Source organism: Kitasatospora sp. NPDC034533 (assembly GCF_055575155.1).
The window spans coordinates 1-14,464 of sequence record NZ_JBVITE010000105.1; the positions used below are offsets into that span (position 1 = coordinate 1).

Sequence of the window (14,464 nt, forward strand, 5' to 3'; positions counted from 1 at the left end):
TCCCCACCCATTTGTTTGGTTAGCTCCCAAACTTCCCTGTTTTGTGGGTTGGACGGGGAACGGGGGGGGGGGGGCGTGGGGGGGGGCGGGCACCGCGCGGTCCCCCCCCGACGCGGCTCAGGCGGTCGACGCCTTCGGCCGGTACCCGGACCAGAGCACGACGCCGTCGACCAGGACGTTGCAGCCGAGGAACAGCAGCAGGCTCGCGGGGGAGGCGGCCTCCCCGGGCAGCTTGGGGGCGACCCGGCCGGCCGGGTCCATCCGGACGGTGACCGTGTCGCCGGGCCTGAGCGGACGGGAGTCCTGCTTGAGGGGACCGCCCGGCACCCTGTCGCGGGACTCCGGCCAGGCCAGGGTGTACGCCCGCCCGGTGCCGTGGAGCGGGTTGGCGACCTCCTCGTCGACGACCACGGCCCGCACGGTGCGCCCCGAGCCCAGGACCAGGTTCGCCCAGGCGTCGGTGCCCGCGAGGTGCGCGACGAATCCGGCGACGGAGATGCCCAGCCCCCAGGCGACCGCGTTCTTCCGGAACCGCGGGTTGCTGTCCTCGTCACGGCGCACGGCGAACGCGAACAGCACGATCAGGGGGTAGGCGAGCCCCACCACACCGGCGAGGAAGCCGTTGACGTAGACGTCCAGCGCGATGACGCCGATCAGTACGGCGGTGGTGGCGGCGATCAGGGCGAGGGCCCCGCCGAGCCGGCGGGGCCCGCTGCGCGTGCCCTGGTCCGGTTGGGTGATGGTCATCCGAACACCTTTCGGGTCGTCGGCCTCGCCTGACCACCCGTCAGAGGAACAGCGCCAGCACGAGGAAGCCGGTGCCGGTGGCGAGCAGGGCGGCACCGGGCCTGGCCGTGGGCTTCTCGAGGAGGGGACAGCCGCAGGTGAGGAGGGCGAGGAGGTGGAGCAGGACGAGCGCGGAGGTGAGCGGGCCGCCGACGGTGTGCCGGGCTAGCAGGTAGAGGGCGAGCCAGGCGGTGGACAGGACGCCCCAGGCGAGGGCGGTGCGGGCGGCGCCGAGTCCGGTGGCACGGCTGCGAGTGGCCTCGGCGAGGGCGGCGAGACGGTCGCGCAGCGGGCTGGTGGGCCGGGCGGAGACGCCGACGGCGACCACCGCGAGGGCTGCGCCGAGCAGGACGGTGCCGGCCCAGAAGAGGTCGCCACCCCGGTCGATCTGGTCGGGGCGCCTGGGCCGGGCGGTGCCGTCGGGGTCGTAGCGGACGGTGACCTCGTCGCCGATCCGGAGGCCCTGGTCGCGCTGGTTGAGACGGCCTCCCGGGACGAGGGTGCCGTCGGGTGCCGCCAGGGCGTAGTCCCAGGACTGGCCGCGGGTCCCGCCGGTGCGTTCCTTGTCGACGACGTGGGCGGTCACCGTGGAGCCGGAGTCCAGCACCAGGTCGTCGCGGACGTTCTTGGTCGCCGCCGCTGCGACGATCAGCAGGAACGGGACGATCACGACCGCGAGGCAGCCGCGCCAGGTGCCGGCCAGACGGCCGAGGCCCGCTGACAGGACGGCGGTGGCGGCCACCACGACGCCCAGGCCGGCGGGCCAGCCGTACGAGCCGTAGGCGGTGGTGAGAGCGGCGACCGAGAGCGGGGCGGCGAGCGCGAGGGCGGTCGTCAGCGGGACGGAGCCCCGGCGGGGCTCCGTCCTCGGCTGGGCGGAGTCGGCGATGGTCACCCGAACGCCTTCCGGATGTTGTCCCACTGCTCGGGTGGCAGCGCGTCGCGGCTCTCGTCCCGGGGCGGGTGGAAGGAGATGCCCCGGTAGGCGGTGGCGATCAGGGGCAGCCACTCGTCCCAGTGGTCGATGTCCTCGGTGGTGAAGACGGCGGCGACCACGTACGGGCTCCACGGGTGCGGGATCAGCAGCTCCAGCTGGCGCACCGTGCTGACCGTCGGCTCGGACGTGCCCCAGACCGCGCCGGGCGTCGTGACGGTCAGTTCGCGGGCGGCCAGGGCGCCGCGGCCGAGCGGCAGGTCCACCACGCCCACGTCGGCGTCCGGCCAGGCCTCGGCCAGTTCCGCGGCGACCCGGCCGGGGTAGCTGCCCGGGTCGCCGAGGTCCTGAGGGCGGAGGAACACGGCGAACATGCCGTGGATCGGCTCGCCGTCCTCGGCCCGGACCAGGCAACTGGACAGGTGGACGGCTCCCTCGCGCAGCTGGGCCTGGAGCGCGGTCTCGGAGGCGATCACGGCGGCGAGCTTCTGTTCGGCCCCGGCGCCGGGGAAGAGCGCGTCGAGCTGTTCGGCCGCCCGCGCCATCCGGTCGCCGAGGTCCTCGTCCAGGTCGAGGGCGGTGAAGCCCGCCGGGAGGTCGAGCCAGAGCGGCGGGGCGGCGGCCCCGATGGTGTCAGCGGCCATAGCCGGCCATCCATCCGCCCATGCCGAGCAGGTTGCCGACGGTGGACACGCTGCCGACGATGACGTTGGCCTTGCCGCCACCGGCGATCATGCCCGCCGAGCCGATGACGTTGTTGCCGCCGGTGGTGTAGTTGACCGCGCCGGTGAGGTTGTCGCTCGGGTTGTCCTGGGTGAGCGCGTACGCGGTCGGGACGTTGAGCCCGGCGGTGGTGGCGGCCTGGACGCCGTCGGAGATGTCCATCGCCGCGGACTTGGAGACGCCGAAGTACATGGCGGGCTTCTCGATCCCCTTGGTGAAGAGGGGGTTGGACGGGTCGATCCCCCGGGCGACGGTCCGGACCTCGGTGGCCCCGGCGGCGAGCACGCCGCGCGCGCCCTCACCGGCGGCGATCGCCTCCCGGGCGGCGGTCACGCCCTTGGCCGCGACGCCCACCCCGGGGATCGCGCCGAGGACGTCGCCGCCGAGGGTCAGCCAGTTGCCGATGTTGTTCTGTGGCGGCCACAGCTGGCCCTTGGCGGCGTACTGGGCCCCGTGCGCGATCGCGGCGGAGGCGCTGAAGAGGATCGCCGGCAGCGCGAACGCGGGGAAGAAGATCGCCGCGACGCCGCAGATGCCGGCCGCCACCGTCAGCAGGTCGGCGCCGTGGTTCTTGAACCAGTCGCCGATCTTGCTGAGCATGCCCGGCTCCGGCGGGGCCTTGCTGTCGGCGGCCTTGCGGATGGCCTCGGCCGTCTTCCTGGCGTCCGACTGGTGGGTGCCGGCGAGTTCGTGGGCCTGCTTCCGGAGGCCCTCCAGCTCGGTCGTGGCGCTGTTGAGCAGCGCGGCGGCCGAGTCCAGATGGCTCTTCGCGGCCGTGTAGCGCTTCTCGGCGGCGGCGAGGCCGGCGTCGTCGGGGAAGTAGCGGCCGGCCAGCTGGAGGTCGGGGTTGGCGGCGGCGGCGCCGTGCGCCCGGTCGGCCTCGTCCTTCTTCTTCTTGGCGGCGACCGCGGAGGCGGCCAGTTCGGCGGCCTTGGGCTGGTGCTCGGTCAGCGCCTTGTACCAGACGTCGAGTGCCGTGTAGGCGGCGGTGATCGACTCGGAGGCGTCCTGGAGGTAGCCGGGCAGCTTGCCGAACTGCTCGGAGAACTTCTTGGCCGCCTCGCCCGTCCACTCGCCCTCGTTGGCGGAGATCTGGGCGAGCGTGGTGTGCACGCTGCTCAGGTGCTGCCCCACCCGGCGCAGGCCGTTGCTGAGCGCGGTGACGGCGCCGGAGTCGCCGGGGGTGGGGTTGAAGCCGAGACCGGACCAGTCGGGCGCCGTCGGCGCGGGGGTGCTCACGACTGCCCCGCCGGGGCGAGGACCTTGACGATGCTCTGCTCGGTGCCGTCGTAGTTCTTCTGCACCTGCTCCAGGCCCTCGTCCAGGGCCTTGACGCACTCGCGGACCTTCTTCAGGCCGAACTGCCACTTGTCCCTGAAGTGCCCGCAGGCCTCGTCCAGGAAGTCGTAGCCGGTGCCGGTGTGGCCGGCCGCCTCGAAGGCCTTGAGGCCCTGCTCCAGCTCGTCGCCACAGCCCTTGAGGTCCTGCGCCAACTTGGCGAGGAATTCGGTACTGACTTTGAAGTCGGCCACTTTCGCCCCCCGATGCGTCGATTGTCGGACCGGGCGAGCATAGCCCCGTCGGCGCGGCGGTGATCGCCGGAGCGGGGGCAGGAGGGCGCTCGTCACGGGACCTTTACGGGCCGTCGACGCCTTCTTGACGCCGGCGGGCCCGGTGTCGAGGTGCACCCGTACGGGCGGGCCTCGGTGCCGCCGCGGTCCGCGCCCCTTCGGGGTGACGAGCCGTGCCACGGCCGTGACGAACCGTTCAGCGACGGAGGCGGGCCCCGGGCCGTGGTCGAGGTGGCCGTCGGCGGTCCACCCGGCGAGGACGGCGCCGGCGCCGCCGTACCGCGCGTCAGGAATGGCCGCCTTTGAGGTTGAGCACGACCACCCCGACGATCACCAGCGCGATCCCCAGCCACTGGAGGCGTCCGAGCGACTCGCCGAAGGCGACCGCGCCGATCCCGGCGACCGCCGCCGTGCCGGCCCCGGACCAGACCGCGTAGGCGACCGAGACCGGTATGTGCTTGAGCGCGCGGCCGAGCAGCAGGAAGGAGAGCACGTAGCCGATGGCGACGGCGACGCTCGGCCAGAGCCGGGTGAACCCCTCGGTGAGCTTGAGGCAGCTGGTGGCGCAGACCTCGCTGACGATGGCGAGGGCGAGCAGGAGATAGGGCATGTCAGGGTCGAACCGCGCCGGCGCCGGCGAGCTTCCCGAGCAGGGCGGGGTCGGCCAGTTCCAGGCTGGCGAGCAGCGTGATCCGCTCGCCCCGCGGCATCGGCGTCGCGGTGGACGGCACGGCGAGCACGGCGCAGCCGGCCGCGGTGGCGGAGGCGACCCCGGTCGGGGTGTCCTCGACGGCGAGGCAGAGGGCCGGGTCCAGGCCCAGGTGCTCGGCGGCGGCGAGGTACGGGTCCGGCGCGGGCTTGGTGCGCGCGGTGTCCTCGGCGGCCAGGGTGACGGCGAACCAGTCCCGGCCGATCGCGGACAGCACCAGGTCGACCACCCGGCGGGGGGAGGCGGAGACCAGCGCGGTGGGCACCCCGGCCTCGCGCAGCGAGGCCAGCAGGGCCAGCGCGCCGGGGCGCGGCACCGTCTCGGCGGCGACCTTGCCGGCGAAGGACTCGTTCAGCCGGGCGGCGAGTTCGGCCTCGTCGAGGTCGGTGCCGCTGACCCGGTGCAGGTGGGCGGCGGTGTGCTCGACGGCCTGGCCGAGCACCTCGGGGGCGTCCCGGTCGGTGAGCGGGTGGCGGAGCTCCTCGGCGAGTTCGGCGGCGGCCTGCCACCAGAGCTGCTCGGTGTCGACCAGGGTGCCGTCCATGTCGAAGAGGACGGCGGCGGGGAACGCGGAGGATCCCGGGGTGGACGCGGACATGGCGGTGTCAGGCATGGCGGTACCTTCGGTGGTTCTTCGGGTGGAGCGGGGAGGTACGAGGCTCTCAGGCGGCGCGGCGGTCCACCAGTACCGGACGCTCCGGCAGGGCGAGCGCGGCCCGCGCGCCGGCCGGCAGCGCGGTGGCGGCCTCGGTGGGCAGGTCGGCCTTGACCTCGGTGCCGTCGTCCAGGCGGACGGTGAGCCGGGTGACGGCGCCCAGGAAGGAGGCGGTGACCACCAGGGCCGGGCCGTCCTCGTCCGGGGTCAGGGCGACGTTCTCCGGACGGACCAGCACCTGGAGCTCGCCGTCGGCCGGGAGGTCGCCATCCACCGCGTGCCGGCGGCCGAGCACCTCGACCCCGTCGGAAGTCCGGGTGCACGGGATGCGGCTCATGGTGCCGACGAACTCGGCGACGAACGCGGTGGCCGGCCGGCCGTACAGCTCGGACGGGGTGGCGCACTGCTCCAGCCGGCCGGCGCGCAGCACCGCGACCCGGTCGGCCATCGACAGCGCCTCCTCCTGGTCGTGGGTGACGAACAGGGTGGTGATGCCCAGCTCCCGCTGGAGGCGGCGGATCTCCTCGCGCAGCTGGAGGCGGACCTTGGCGTCCAGTGCGGACAGCGGCTCGTCCAGCAGCAGCACGCGCGGCTGGAGGGCGAGCGCGCGGGCGAGCGCGATGCGCTGCTGCTGGCCGCCGGACATCTGGTGCGGGTAGTGGCCGGCGCGGTGCGGCAGGCCGACCAGATCCAGCAACTCCTGGGCGCGCGAACGGCGTTCGGCCTTCCCGGTGCCGCGCATCCGCATGCCGAAGGCGACGTTGTCCAGCGCGGTCAGGTGCGGGAAGAGGCTGTACGACTGGAACACCATGCCGGCGTCGCGCTTGTGCGCGGGGATCGCGGTGATGTCCTGGCCGTCGACCAGCACCTCGCCGGAGTCGTGCTGCTCGAAGCCGGCCAGGATGCGCAGCGCGGTGGTCTTGCCGCAGCCGGACGGGCCGAGCAGGGCGAGCAGTTCGCCTGGCCGGACGGCCAGGTCCAGGCCGTCGAGGGCGGTGGTGGCGCCGAACGCCCGGCGCAGGGAGCGGAATTCGACGGTGGCGCTGCCGGGGGAGAGCGGGGCGCCGGTGGCGGTGGCGGTGGCCGTGGTCATGATGGGTGACTCCGGGTGGGGTTCAGGAGGTGGCGGTCTTGGCGTGGCGCTCGCGCCCGGCGGTGGCCAGCAGGAGCAGCAGCAGCCAGGTGAGCAGGAGGCTCAGGATGGAGACCGCGACCGACATGTGGGCCTGGCTGTTGCCGACCGAGTAGATCCAGACCGGGAAGGGCTGGAAGCCGAGGATCGAGGCGGTGGTGAACTCGCCGAGCACCAGGGCCAGGGTGAGGAAGGAGGCGTTCAGCAGGGCCCCGCGCAGGTTCGGCAGGACGACGGTGAACACCGCGCGCGGCCAGCTCGCGCCGCAGTTGCGGGCGGCCTCGACCAGGGTGCGCACGTCCATCGACCGCAGGCCGGCGTCCAGGGCGCGGTAGGCGAGCGGCAGGGCCATCAGCACGTAGGCGATGACCAGCACCAGCGGGAAGTCGGGGTCCTGGACGAACACGAAGGTCTGGAAGAGCGGGGTGTCCATCAGGTAGTCCGGGCCCCAGCGGAGCACGCCGATCAGGCCGGCGGTCAGGGCGACCGGCGGGACGACCAGCGGCAGGGTGCAGAGCACGTCGATCACCGGGCGCAGCTTCGGCGAGCCGAGCCGGACCGAGATCAGCGCCGGGACCAGCAGGAGCAGCAGCACCACGACGGTGACGACGGCGAGGCCGAGGGTCAGCCAGAGGCTGTCCAGGAAGCCTGGGGCGGAGAGCAGCCCGGTGTAGGCCGCGAAGGAGATGCCCTGGGGGTCGTCGATCGAGAACCAGAAGGAGGCCGCGAGCGGGACGACGAAGTAGACGCCGGCGACCAGCAGGACGGCGCCGCGCCACCAGCGGACGTTGCGTCGGGCCGGACGGGCGGGGGTGGTCAGCTGAGCCATCGGGTGCTCCGGCGCTGGAGGGGGAGGTACACGGCCATCACCAGGACGGCCACGACGATCATGTTGAGGCTGAGGGCGAGGGCGAGATTGCCCTGGCCGACCAGCACGTTGCCGGAGAGCGCGTCCGCGATCGAGCGGCTGACCAGCGGGACGGTCGCGCCGACCATGGCGGCGGCCGTCGCGTAGGCGGCGAAGGCGCTGCCGAAGAGCAGCACGAAGCCGCCGAGCAGCGAGGGCAGCAGGATCGGCAGGGCGACGTGCAGCCAGTACTGGACGGTGGTGGCGCGGTTGTTCTGGGCCGCCTCGCGCCACTGGGTGCGCAGCCCGTCCAGGGCCGGGGTGATGGTGAGCACCATCAGCGGCACGAGGAAGTACAGGTAGACGACCGTCAGGCCGGTGAACGAGTACAGCGACCAGCCGTGGTCGGTGAGGTGCAGCAGCTTGGTGACCTCGCCGGCGTTGCCGAGGGTGGCGACGAACGCGAAGGCGAGCGGCAGGCCGCCGAAGTTGGCGAGGACGCCGGAGGCGGTGAGCACCGCCTGGCGCAGCCAGCCGTGCCGGGAGGTGACGATCGCCTGGGCGAGCGGCAGGCCCAGCGCGGTGGCGAGCAGCGCGGTCAGCGCGGACAGCTTGAGGCTGCTCAGCATCGCCGTCCGGTAGCCGCCCTGGAGGGAGGCCGTCAGGTTGTCGAAGGTGAACTGCCCGGCGCCGCTCTCGGCGTCGCTCGACGTGGTGAACGCGCCGATCACGATGGCGACGCTGGGAAGACCGAAGCCGACCAGGAAGAACAGCAGCAGGGGGACCGCGGCCAGCCAGGACGCGCCGCCGGCGCGGGCGCGCGGCCGTCGTCGCGGGGCGGGGGCGGTGGCGGCGGAGGAGGTGGTCGTGGCGGTGGCGGACGCCCCCGCGCCGCCACCGGGGGAGGTGGCGGCGGGGGTGGTCGGCACCGGGGTGGGAGCCGTGGTCATGAGTGCCTTTTCTCAGCCCGTAGCGGTGGGTGGTGGGGCGTCAGCCCGAGACGGCCTTGGTCCAGTTCTCGGTGACGACCTTCTTGGCCGCGTTGATCTGGTCCACGGTCGGGAAGGTGGTGAACGGCTTCTCGACGGCCGGCAGCTTGGCGGCCGCGGCGGTGTCCAGGGTGCCGTCCTTCTTCAGGGCCTCGAAGGTGGACGGGGTGGCGTAGCCGCCGAGGAAGAGGTTCTGGCCCTCGGCGCTGAACAGGTACTCCTGCCACAGCCGGGCGGCCGCCGGGTGCGGGGCCCACTTGTTGATGGCCTGGTTGTAGAACTGGGCGTAGGAACCGTCGGCCGGGATGGAGACCTTCCAGTCGACGCCCTTGTCCTTGAACTCGTCGGTGTAGCCGGCGTTCAGGTAGGACCAGTCGATCGAGATCGGGGTCTCGCCCTTCTCGACGGTGGCCGGGGTCGACTCGACCGGGTTGAAGTTGCCGGACGCCTTGAGCTTGCCGAAGAAGTCGATGCCGGGCTGGATGTTGTCCAGCGAGCCGCCGTTGGCGAGCGCGGCCGCGTAGACGCCGCCGAACGCGGAGCCGGACTTGGTCGGGTTGCCGTTGAGGGCGACCTGGCCCTTGTACTCCGGCTTGAGCAGGTCGGCGAAGGTCTGCGGGCAGTTGGCGATCTTCTTGGCGTCGCAGCCGATCGAGACGTAGCCGCCGTAGTCGTTGACGGCGGCGCCGTTGGCGTCCTTCATGGTGTCCGGCACCTTGTCGAAGGTGCTCACCTTGTAGGGGGCGAGGATGCCGTCCTTGACCGCCTGGAGGGCGAAGGCGCTGCCCAGGTCGACCACGTCGGGGGCGCGGTCCTGGCCCTTGCGGGAGTTGATCGCGTTGATCTCGTCCTGGCTGGAGCCGTCCGGGTTCTCCTCCTCGACCTCGATGCCGTACTTGGCCTTGAAGCCGTCGATGATCTTGCCGTAGTTCGCCCAGTCCCGGGGCAGCGTGATGACGTGCAGCTTGCCCTCCTTCTTGGCGGCGGCGACCAGGCCGTCCATCCCGCCGAAGTCGGCGACGGAGGTGGCCGTCTTGGCGTCCTTGGCGCCGCCCTTGGCGGTGTCGCCGGACTTGGCGCTCGACCCGGCGGAGCCGCAGGCGGTGAGGGAGAGCGCGGCGGCGGTCAGGACGGCCGCGAAGGCTGCGGCGCGGGCGCGGTGCACGGTCACGGGGAGGTCTCCTGTTGAGGAACGTACTGCGAGGGGCGTTCGCGGGGGGTCCGCGGGCTTGCGTCTCGCGAAGGGCGGCGGGCGACCGGGTGAGCGGCCGTTCGACGTCGTCCGAGTTGACTAGCCAACTTCGCTGACAGCAGTAAGTACGCCGGAGCCCGGTGACGGGAAGGTGAACGGACGGCCCAGAACCGGGGTCGGGTGCGGGAACGGTGGAATCCGGCCATCGGAGCGCGATCCGTTCGGTGCGATGCTTCGAAGGCGCAGCGGGATAAGGTCGGGCTGTCCGCGCCGGTACGGCTGCGCAGGACACCGCCCCAGGAGGGAACTTGACTGACGTGGCACTTGAGCCCGAGCGCCCCGTGGCCGAGCAGCGGCGCCCCGCCGAACGTGCTTCCGGCGCCCTGTACCGCAAGGTGGCCGCCGACCTGCGGGAGGCCATCACCACCGGCGCGTACGGCGAGGCCGGCCGGCTGCCCGCGGAGGGCGCGCTGGCCGAGCAGTACGGCGTCTCCCGCGGCACCGTGCGCCAGGCCCTCGCGGTGCTGCGCTCCGACGGGCTGGTCACCTCCCGCCGCGGCACCCGCCGGGTGGTGCTGGGCGGCGCCCGGGTGCAGAGCTTCTCCGAGCTGCTCAGCTTCACGCACTGGGCGTACTCGATGGGCGAGGAGCCCGGCGGCATCCTGGACTCGCTGGTGCGCCGCCCGGCCGACGCCGCCGAGCGCGAGCAACTGCGCCTGGAGCCGGGCACCGAGGTGTACGTCATCGTCCGGCTGCGGACGCTGTCCGGCACGCCGGTGATGGTCGAGCGCACCGTCTACCCGCCGCGGGTCGGCGAGATCGTCGCCGAACTGCCGCCGGACGTGGTCTCGCACACCGAAGTGCTGCGCGAGCACGGCATCCTGTTCACCGACGCCGACCACACCATCGACGTCGTCGTGGCCAACGCCGAGGACGCCCGGCTGCTCGGCTGCCGTCGGGGCGGTCCGCTGCTGCGCGAGCGGCGGCGCACGACCGACCCGACGGGCACGCCGGTGGAGTGGTCCCAGGACCGCTACCTGCCCGGGACGGTGGCGTTCAGCGTGCACAACTCCCTGGCCACCTCGGCGCTTTCGCGGCACGCGCGGGAGCTGGACTGAGCCTGCCGGGGCCGTGCCTGCCGGGCCGTCGCCGCGGGCTTCATCGTGGCGGGGCTTCATCGTGGCGGTGCTCGACCCGGCAGCGCGTCGCCGTAGCGGCGCTCGCCCCCGGGAGCGCTTCACCGCAGCGGCGCTCGCTCCCGGGAGCTTCATCGTGGCGGCGCTTCACCGCAGCGGCGCTTCACCGCATCAGCGCGGCGAGCAGCGGGCGGTAGTGCTCGAAGCCCGGGGTCGGGGCGCCGGCCACCTTCGCCTGCTCGTCCCAGCGCCGCACCGCCACCGCGTCCCGGGCGCCCGGGAGTTCGGCGAAGGCGGCGGCCCGGCGCTCGTCCATCGGGCCGCCCTGGACGCTCAGGGTGTACTCGGAGGCCGCGGACAGGCGCTCCCGGTACCCGGGCTCGACGGCGCACAGGTAGCGCTTGGCGGCCACGTGCAGCCGGACCGGCTCGGTGACCTCAGGGCCGAACCAGCGGGCCAGCCAGTCGGCCCCGGTGTCGCTGTGCCGGTTGTCCTGACCCTCCATCAGGTCGTGTCCGTGCGAGGTGCCCTGGCCGCGCTCGTCGAAGAAGTGGCCGATGTCGTGCAGCAACGCGGCGGCGACCAGGTGCTCCGGCGCTCCGGCGGCCTCGGCGGCAGCGGCGGCCTGGAGCATGTGCTCGGCCATGGTGACCTCCTCGCCCAGGTACTCCCCGGCGCCCTCGCCTGCGAACAGGGCGGCGATCTCGTCCAGGGCGGCGGCGCGGCGGTGCAGGACGGCGAGGGTGCTGTGCAGGCCGTCGAGGTCGGCGTAGCAGCCCTGGAGGTGCCGGTGGCCGTCCTGCCGGAAGGCCGTCCGGGCGTGCAGCAGGCGGGTGTTGTCGAAGACGAGGCAGTCCCCGGGGCCGAGCCGGAAGGCGAGCTGGAGTCCGGGGCGCAGGGTGATCGCGGCGAAGCGGCGGTAGGCGGTGTAGAAGGCTTCCAGCTCGCTCGGGTCGTCGCGGCGCAGGGTGCCGATCGAGCGGTTGTTGAAGCGCACCTCGCGGATCCGGCCGAGCGGGTCCACGTCGATCAGCGGGCGGTCGGCGCGCAGTTCGGTGCCGCGGTCGCGGAAGACGAACGGGACGGGGGTGCGGGTGAGGACGTCGAAATCGGCCGGCGCCTCCTCCCGGAGGGCCGCCGCCGCCCGGAACCCGTCCACCAGGGCGGAGTCGCCGCCGGTCGCGGAGTTCTCCAGGCAGTGCAGCAGCTGGAGGGTCGGCACCGGGTCCCGGTACGGGTTGTCGGTGTGCGGGGTGATGGCGGCGCTGGTGAAGGCGAGGTTGTTGGGGGACGGCTCCACCCGGACGTCGAACAGCTCGCCGTAGTTGGTGACCCGGACGTGGCCGAAGCTCTCCGCCACCCGCAGCACCTGCCCCTCCTCGGCCGGCACGCCGCGCAGCACGGCGAAGCCGTCGCGCCGTACGGCGGACAGCACCGCGGCCCGCCGGGCCGGGTCGGCGAGGTAGGCCTCCCAGGGCTCCCGCGGGATGCCGTCGGCGAAGTCCGCCGCCGTCCACAGCCGCTTGTCCCGCTCGGTGCGTCCGTCGCCCCCGTCGCCCCCGTCCGTCCCGTCGAGCCACTCCAGTGGGTAGCGGGAGCGGTGGCCGTCCGACCAGAGCACCTCCAGGTGCCCGTCGGCCTCGGTGCTTCGGGTGACCGCCAGGCCTTCGGGCAGGTCGGCGATCTGGAACAGCTTCTGCCCGTTGCGCGGGTCCCGGCACTCGGCGCACGGGCAGTTGTCGCGCAGCCAGTACGGCGGCAGCTCGGTCATCGGTCTTCTCCTCGGCGGCACTACGGCTGTCGTGTCACCTGAAGTTGTATAGCCAACTTCAGGCTCTGGTCGGGAGCCTGCCTGCCTCCGGTGAGTTCCGGGTGCCGGGCGGGTGAACGCTGCGGGAACGGTGGCCGCAGGCCGCGCCCGGCGGGCCGTTCGAGTGACGGGTGCGGGGCGCGGGGCGTTTCGGGGAGGGTGGACGCCGGGGCTGCGGCACTGTCGGAGGAATTCCTCCTGCGTCGAGAGGCGATCGGCCATGGCCCGTTCCTCCTCCAGTCCGCCCGCCTCCGGCCACGCCGGGCTGCGGCGCGAGGTCGGCGTGATCGGCCTGCTCTGGGCCTCGGTCGGGGCGATCATCGGCTCCGGCTGGCTGTTCGGCGCCCAGAAGGCCGCGGTGGCGGCCGGCCCGTCGGCGCTGCTGTCCTGGGGCGTCGGAGCGGTGGCGATCGTCCTGCTGGCGCTGGTGCACGCCGAACTGGGCGGGCTGTTCCCGGTGGCGGGCGGCACGGCGCGCTACCCGCACTACGCCTTCGGCGGGTTCGCCGGGATGTCCTTCGGCTGGTTCACCTGGCTCCAGGCCGCGACCATCGCGCCGATCGAGGTGCAGGCGATGATCAACTACGCCCAGCACTGGAGCTGGGCGGACGGCCTGCTGCACAAGAACCTGACGCTGACCACCTGGGGGTTCGTCGTCGCGGCCGTCCTGCTCGGGGTGTTCGTCGCGGTCAACTTCCTCGGCGTGCGGCTGCTCGCCCACACCAACAGCGCGGCCACCGTGTGGAAGGTCGCCATCCCCGTGCTGACCATCTTCGCGCTCGGCATCACCGAGTTCCACGCCTCCAACTTCGACGTGCACGGCTTCGCGCCGGACGGCGCCAAGGGCGTGCTGGCGGCGATCAGCAGCAGCGGGGTGATCTTCGCGCTGCTCGGCTTCGAGCAGGCCATCCAGTGGGCCGGGGAGAGCCGCAACCCGCGCCGGGACATCCCGCGCGCCGTGCTCGGCTCGGTGGCGATCGGCACGGTCGTCTACGTGATGCTCCAGGTGGTGTTCATCGGCGCGCTGCCGCCGGAGACCTTCGCCCGGGGCTGGAGCACGCTGGACTACCCCGGGATCAGCGGGCCTTTCGCGGGCCTGGCGACCCTGATCGGCCTGGGCTGGCTGGCCACCGTGCTGTTCATCGACGCGGTGGTCTCCCCGGCCGGCACCGGGCTGGTCTACATCACCTCCAGCTCCCGGGTCACCTACGGCCTGAGCCGCAACGGCTACGCGCCGCGGGCCCTCCAGTCCACCGACCGGCGCGCGGTGCCCTGGCTCGGCCTGCTGATCGCCTGGGCGGCCGGGGTGATCTGCTTCCTGCCCTTCCCGAGCTGGCAGCGGCTGGTCGGCTTCATCACCTCGGCGGTGGTGCTGATGTACGCGGGCGCCCCGCTGGCCTTCGGGGTGCTGCGCAAGCGGCTGCCGGAGATGGAGCGCTCGTACCACCTGCCCGCCGGCTCGGTGGTCTCGCCGCTGGCCTTCGTGGTGGCGAGCCTGGTCATCTACTGGTCTGGCTGGGACACCCTGTGGCGGCTCGGCCTGGCGATCGTGATCGGCTACCTGCTGCTCGGCGGGTACTCCTGGTACGCGCGCTCGAAGGGGGTTCCGAACGCGCCCCGGATGGACTTCCGGGCCGGGCAGTGGCTGCCGGTCTACCTGGTCGGGATGGGCCTGATCTCCTGGCAGGGCGGCTTCGGGGTGGGGGCGCGGGGGAACCTGCCGCTGTGGTGGGACATCGCCGTCGTGGTGGCGTTCTCGCTGGTCGTCTACTACTGGGCGCTGGCGATCGCGCTGCCGGCGGAGGAGATCGAGCGGAACATCCGGGGCGTCGAGGTGGTGGACGTCAACGGGCACTGAGGCGCGCGGCGTACGGGAGCGGGGGGGGGGGGGGGGGGGGGGGGGGGGGGGGGGGGGGGGGGGGGGGGGGGGGAGGGTTGGGCGGGGGGGGGGGGGGGGGGGGAGGGGAAAGGGATCATGAG

General features: G+C 73.2%; 14 protein-coding genes. 2 read left to right on the top strand and 12 right to left on the bottom strand.

Annotation, left to right across the window (positions count from 1 at the left end; genetic code table 11):
• Nucleotides 1-117: 117 nt before the first annotated feature.
• From ACZ55U_RS37270 to ACZ55U_RS37320, 11 genes are all read right to left on the bottom strand, one after another.
• A complete protein-coding gene (locus tag ACZ55U_RS37270) occupies nt 118-747 on the bottom strand; it encodes a hypothetical protein (protein WP_465533754.1) in 630 nt (209 codons plus the stop codon).
• A 40-nt stretch (nt 748-787) separates the two neighbouring features.
• Nucleotides 788-1,681: a hypothetical protein gene (locus ACZ55U_RS37275; RefSeq protein ID WP_465533756.1), complete on the bottom strand. Its 894-nt coding sequence runs from the start codon at nt 1,679-1,681 to the stop codon at nt 788-790.
• Nucleotides 1,678-2,364, bottom strand: a complete 687-nt coding sequence (locus ACZ55U_RS37280; protein ID WP_465533758.1) for a hypothetical protein — start codon at nt 2,362-2,364, stop codon at nt 1,678-1,680. Before ACZ55U_RS37280 ends, ACZ55U_RS37275 begins: the two co-directional genes overlap by 4 nt.
• Nucleotides 2,354-3,682 carry a putative T7SS-secreted protein gene (locus ACZ55U_RS37285; RefSeq protein WP_465533760.1) on the bottom strand — a complete coding sequence of 443 codons (1,329 nt, stop codon included), beginning with the start codon at nt 3,680-3,682 and terminating at the stop codon, nt 2,354-2,356. The genes ACZ55U_RS37280 and ACZ55U_RS37285 overlap by 11 nt, the downstream gene beginning before the upstream one ends.
• Nucleotides 3,679-3,975 (bottom strand): hypothetical protein, encoded by a 297-nt coding sequence (locus ACZ55U_RS37290; RefSeq protein ID WP_465533762.1) that lies wholly within the window; start codon nt 3,973-3,975, stop codon nt 3,679-3,681. Before ACZ55U_RS37290 ends, ACZ55U_RS37285 begins: the two co-directional genes overlap by 4 nt.
• 325 nt (nt 3,976-4,300) lie before the next feature.
• Entirely contained in the window at nt 4,301-4,624 is a 324-nt protein-coding gene (locus tag ACZ55U_RS37295) for a DMT family transporter (RefSeq protein ID WP_465533764.1), read from the bottom strand.
• Between the two features lies 1 nt (nt 4,625).
• The gene (locus ACZ55U_RS37300; RefSeq protein WP_465533766.1) at nt 4,626-5,336 is read right to left on the bottom strand and encodes an HAD family hydrolase; all 711 of its coding nucleotides are present in this window, start codon (nt 5,334-5,336) and stop codon (nt 4,626-4,628) included.
• Nucleotides 5,337-5,385: 49 nt separating this feature from the next.
• Nucleotides 5,386-6,471 (bottom strand): ABC transporter ATP-binding protein, encoded by a 1,086-nt coding sequence (locus ACZ55U_RS37305; protein WP_465533768.1) that lies wholly within the window; start codon nt 6,469-6,471, stop codon nt 5,386-5,388.
• Nucleotides 6,472-6,493: 22 nt separating this feature from the next.
• Entirely contained in the window at nt 6,494-7,339 is an 846-nt protein-coding gene (locus ACZ55U_RS37310) for an ABC transporter permease (RefSeq protein ID WP_465533770.1), read from the bottom strand.
• The gene (locus ACZ55U_RS37315) at nt 7,327-8,307 is read right to left on the bottom strand and encodes an ABC transporter permease (RefSeq protein ID WP_465533772.1); all 981 of its coding nucleotides are present in this window, start codon (nt 8,305-8,307) and stop codon (nt 7,327-7,329) included. The genes ACZ55U_RS37310 and ACZ55U_RS37315 overlap by 13 nt, the downstream gene beginning before the upstream one ends.
• Nucleotides 8,308-8,347: 40 nt before the next feature.
• Nucleotides 8,348-9,517, bottom strand: a complete 1,170-nt coding sequence (locus ACZ55U_RS37320) for an ABC transporter substrate-binding protein (protein WP_465533774.1) — start codon at nt 9,515-9,517, stop codon at nt 8,348-8,350.
• 338 nt (nt 9,518-9,855) lie between these two features.
• On the opposite strand from ACZ55U_RS37320, the gene ACZ55U_RS37325 reads away from it, so the two are divergent.
• A complete protein-coding gene (locus ACZ55U_RS37325) occupies nt 9,856-10,656 on the top strand; it encodes a GntR family transcriptional regulator (RefSeq protein ID WP_465533780.1) in 801 nt (266 codons plus the stop codon).
• A gap of 181 nt (nt 10,657-10,837) precedes the next feature.
• Here the strand turns inward: ACZ55U_RS37325 and tmpA are convergent, their stop codons facing one another.
• Complete coding sequence (tmpA, locus tag ACZ55U_RS37330; protein ID WP_465533776.1) at nt 10,838-12,445, bottom strand: 2-trimethylaminoethylphosphonate dioxygenase; 1,608 nt, start codon at nt 12,443-12,445, stop codon at nt 10,838-10,840.
• Between the two features lie 259 nt (nt 12,446-12,704).
• Here tmpA and ACZ55U_RS37335 point away from each other — a divergent pair, with 259 nt between their 5' ends.
• Nucleotides 12,705-14,342 (top strand): APC family permease, encoded by a 1,638-nt coding sequence (locus ACZ55U_RS37335; protein WP_465533778.1) that lies wholly within the window; start codon nt 12,705-12,707, stop codon nt 14,340-14,342.
• Nucleotides 14,343-14,464 lie beyond the last annotated feature (122 nt).

Excerpts from the sequence above, each read along its gene's own strand:
- ACZ55U_RS37270 (WP_465533754.1), bottom strand. The coding sequence starts at position 747 with ATGACCATCACCCAACCGGACCAGGGCACGCGCAGCGGGCCCCGCCGG.
- ACZ55U_RS37280 (WP_465533758.1), bottom strand. The coding sequence starts at position 2,364 with ATGGCCGCTGACACCATCGGGGCCGCCGCCCCGCCGCTCTGGCTCGAC.
- ACZ55U_RS37295 (WP_465533764.1), bottom strand. The coding sequence starts at position 4,624 with ATGCCCTATCTCCTGCTCGCCCTCGCCATCGTCAGCGAGGTCTGCGCC.
- ACZ55U_RS37300 (WP_465533766.1), bottom strand. The coding sequence starts at position 5,336 with ATGCCTGACACCGCCATGTCCGCGTCCACCCCGGGATCCTCCGCGTTC.
- ACZ55U_RS37305 (WP_465533768.1), bottom strand. The coding sequence starts at position 6,471 with ATGACCACGGCCACCGCCACCGCCACCGGCGCCCCGCTCTCCCCCGGC.
- ACZ55U_RS37310 (WP_465533770.1), bottom strand. The coding sequence starts at position 7,339 with ATGGCTCAGCTGACCACCCCCGCCCGTCCGGCCCGACGCAACGTCCGC.
- ACZ55U_RS37315 (WP_465533772.1), bottom strand. The coding sequence starts at position 8,307 with ATGACCACGGCTCCCACCCCGGTGCCGACCACCCCCGCCGCCACCTCC.
- tmpA (WP_465533776.1), bottom strand. The coding sequence starts at position 12,445 with ATGACCGAGCTGCCGCCGTACTGGCTGCGCGACAACTGCCCGTGCGCC.
- ACZ55U_RS37335 (WP_465533778.1), top strand. The coding sequence starts at position 12,705 with ATGGCCCGTTCCTCCTCCAGTCCGCCCGCCTCCGGCCACGCCGGGCTG.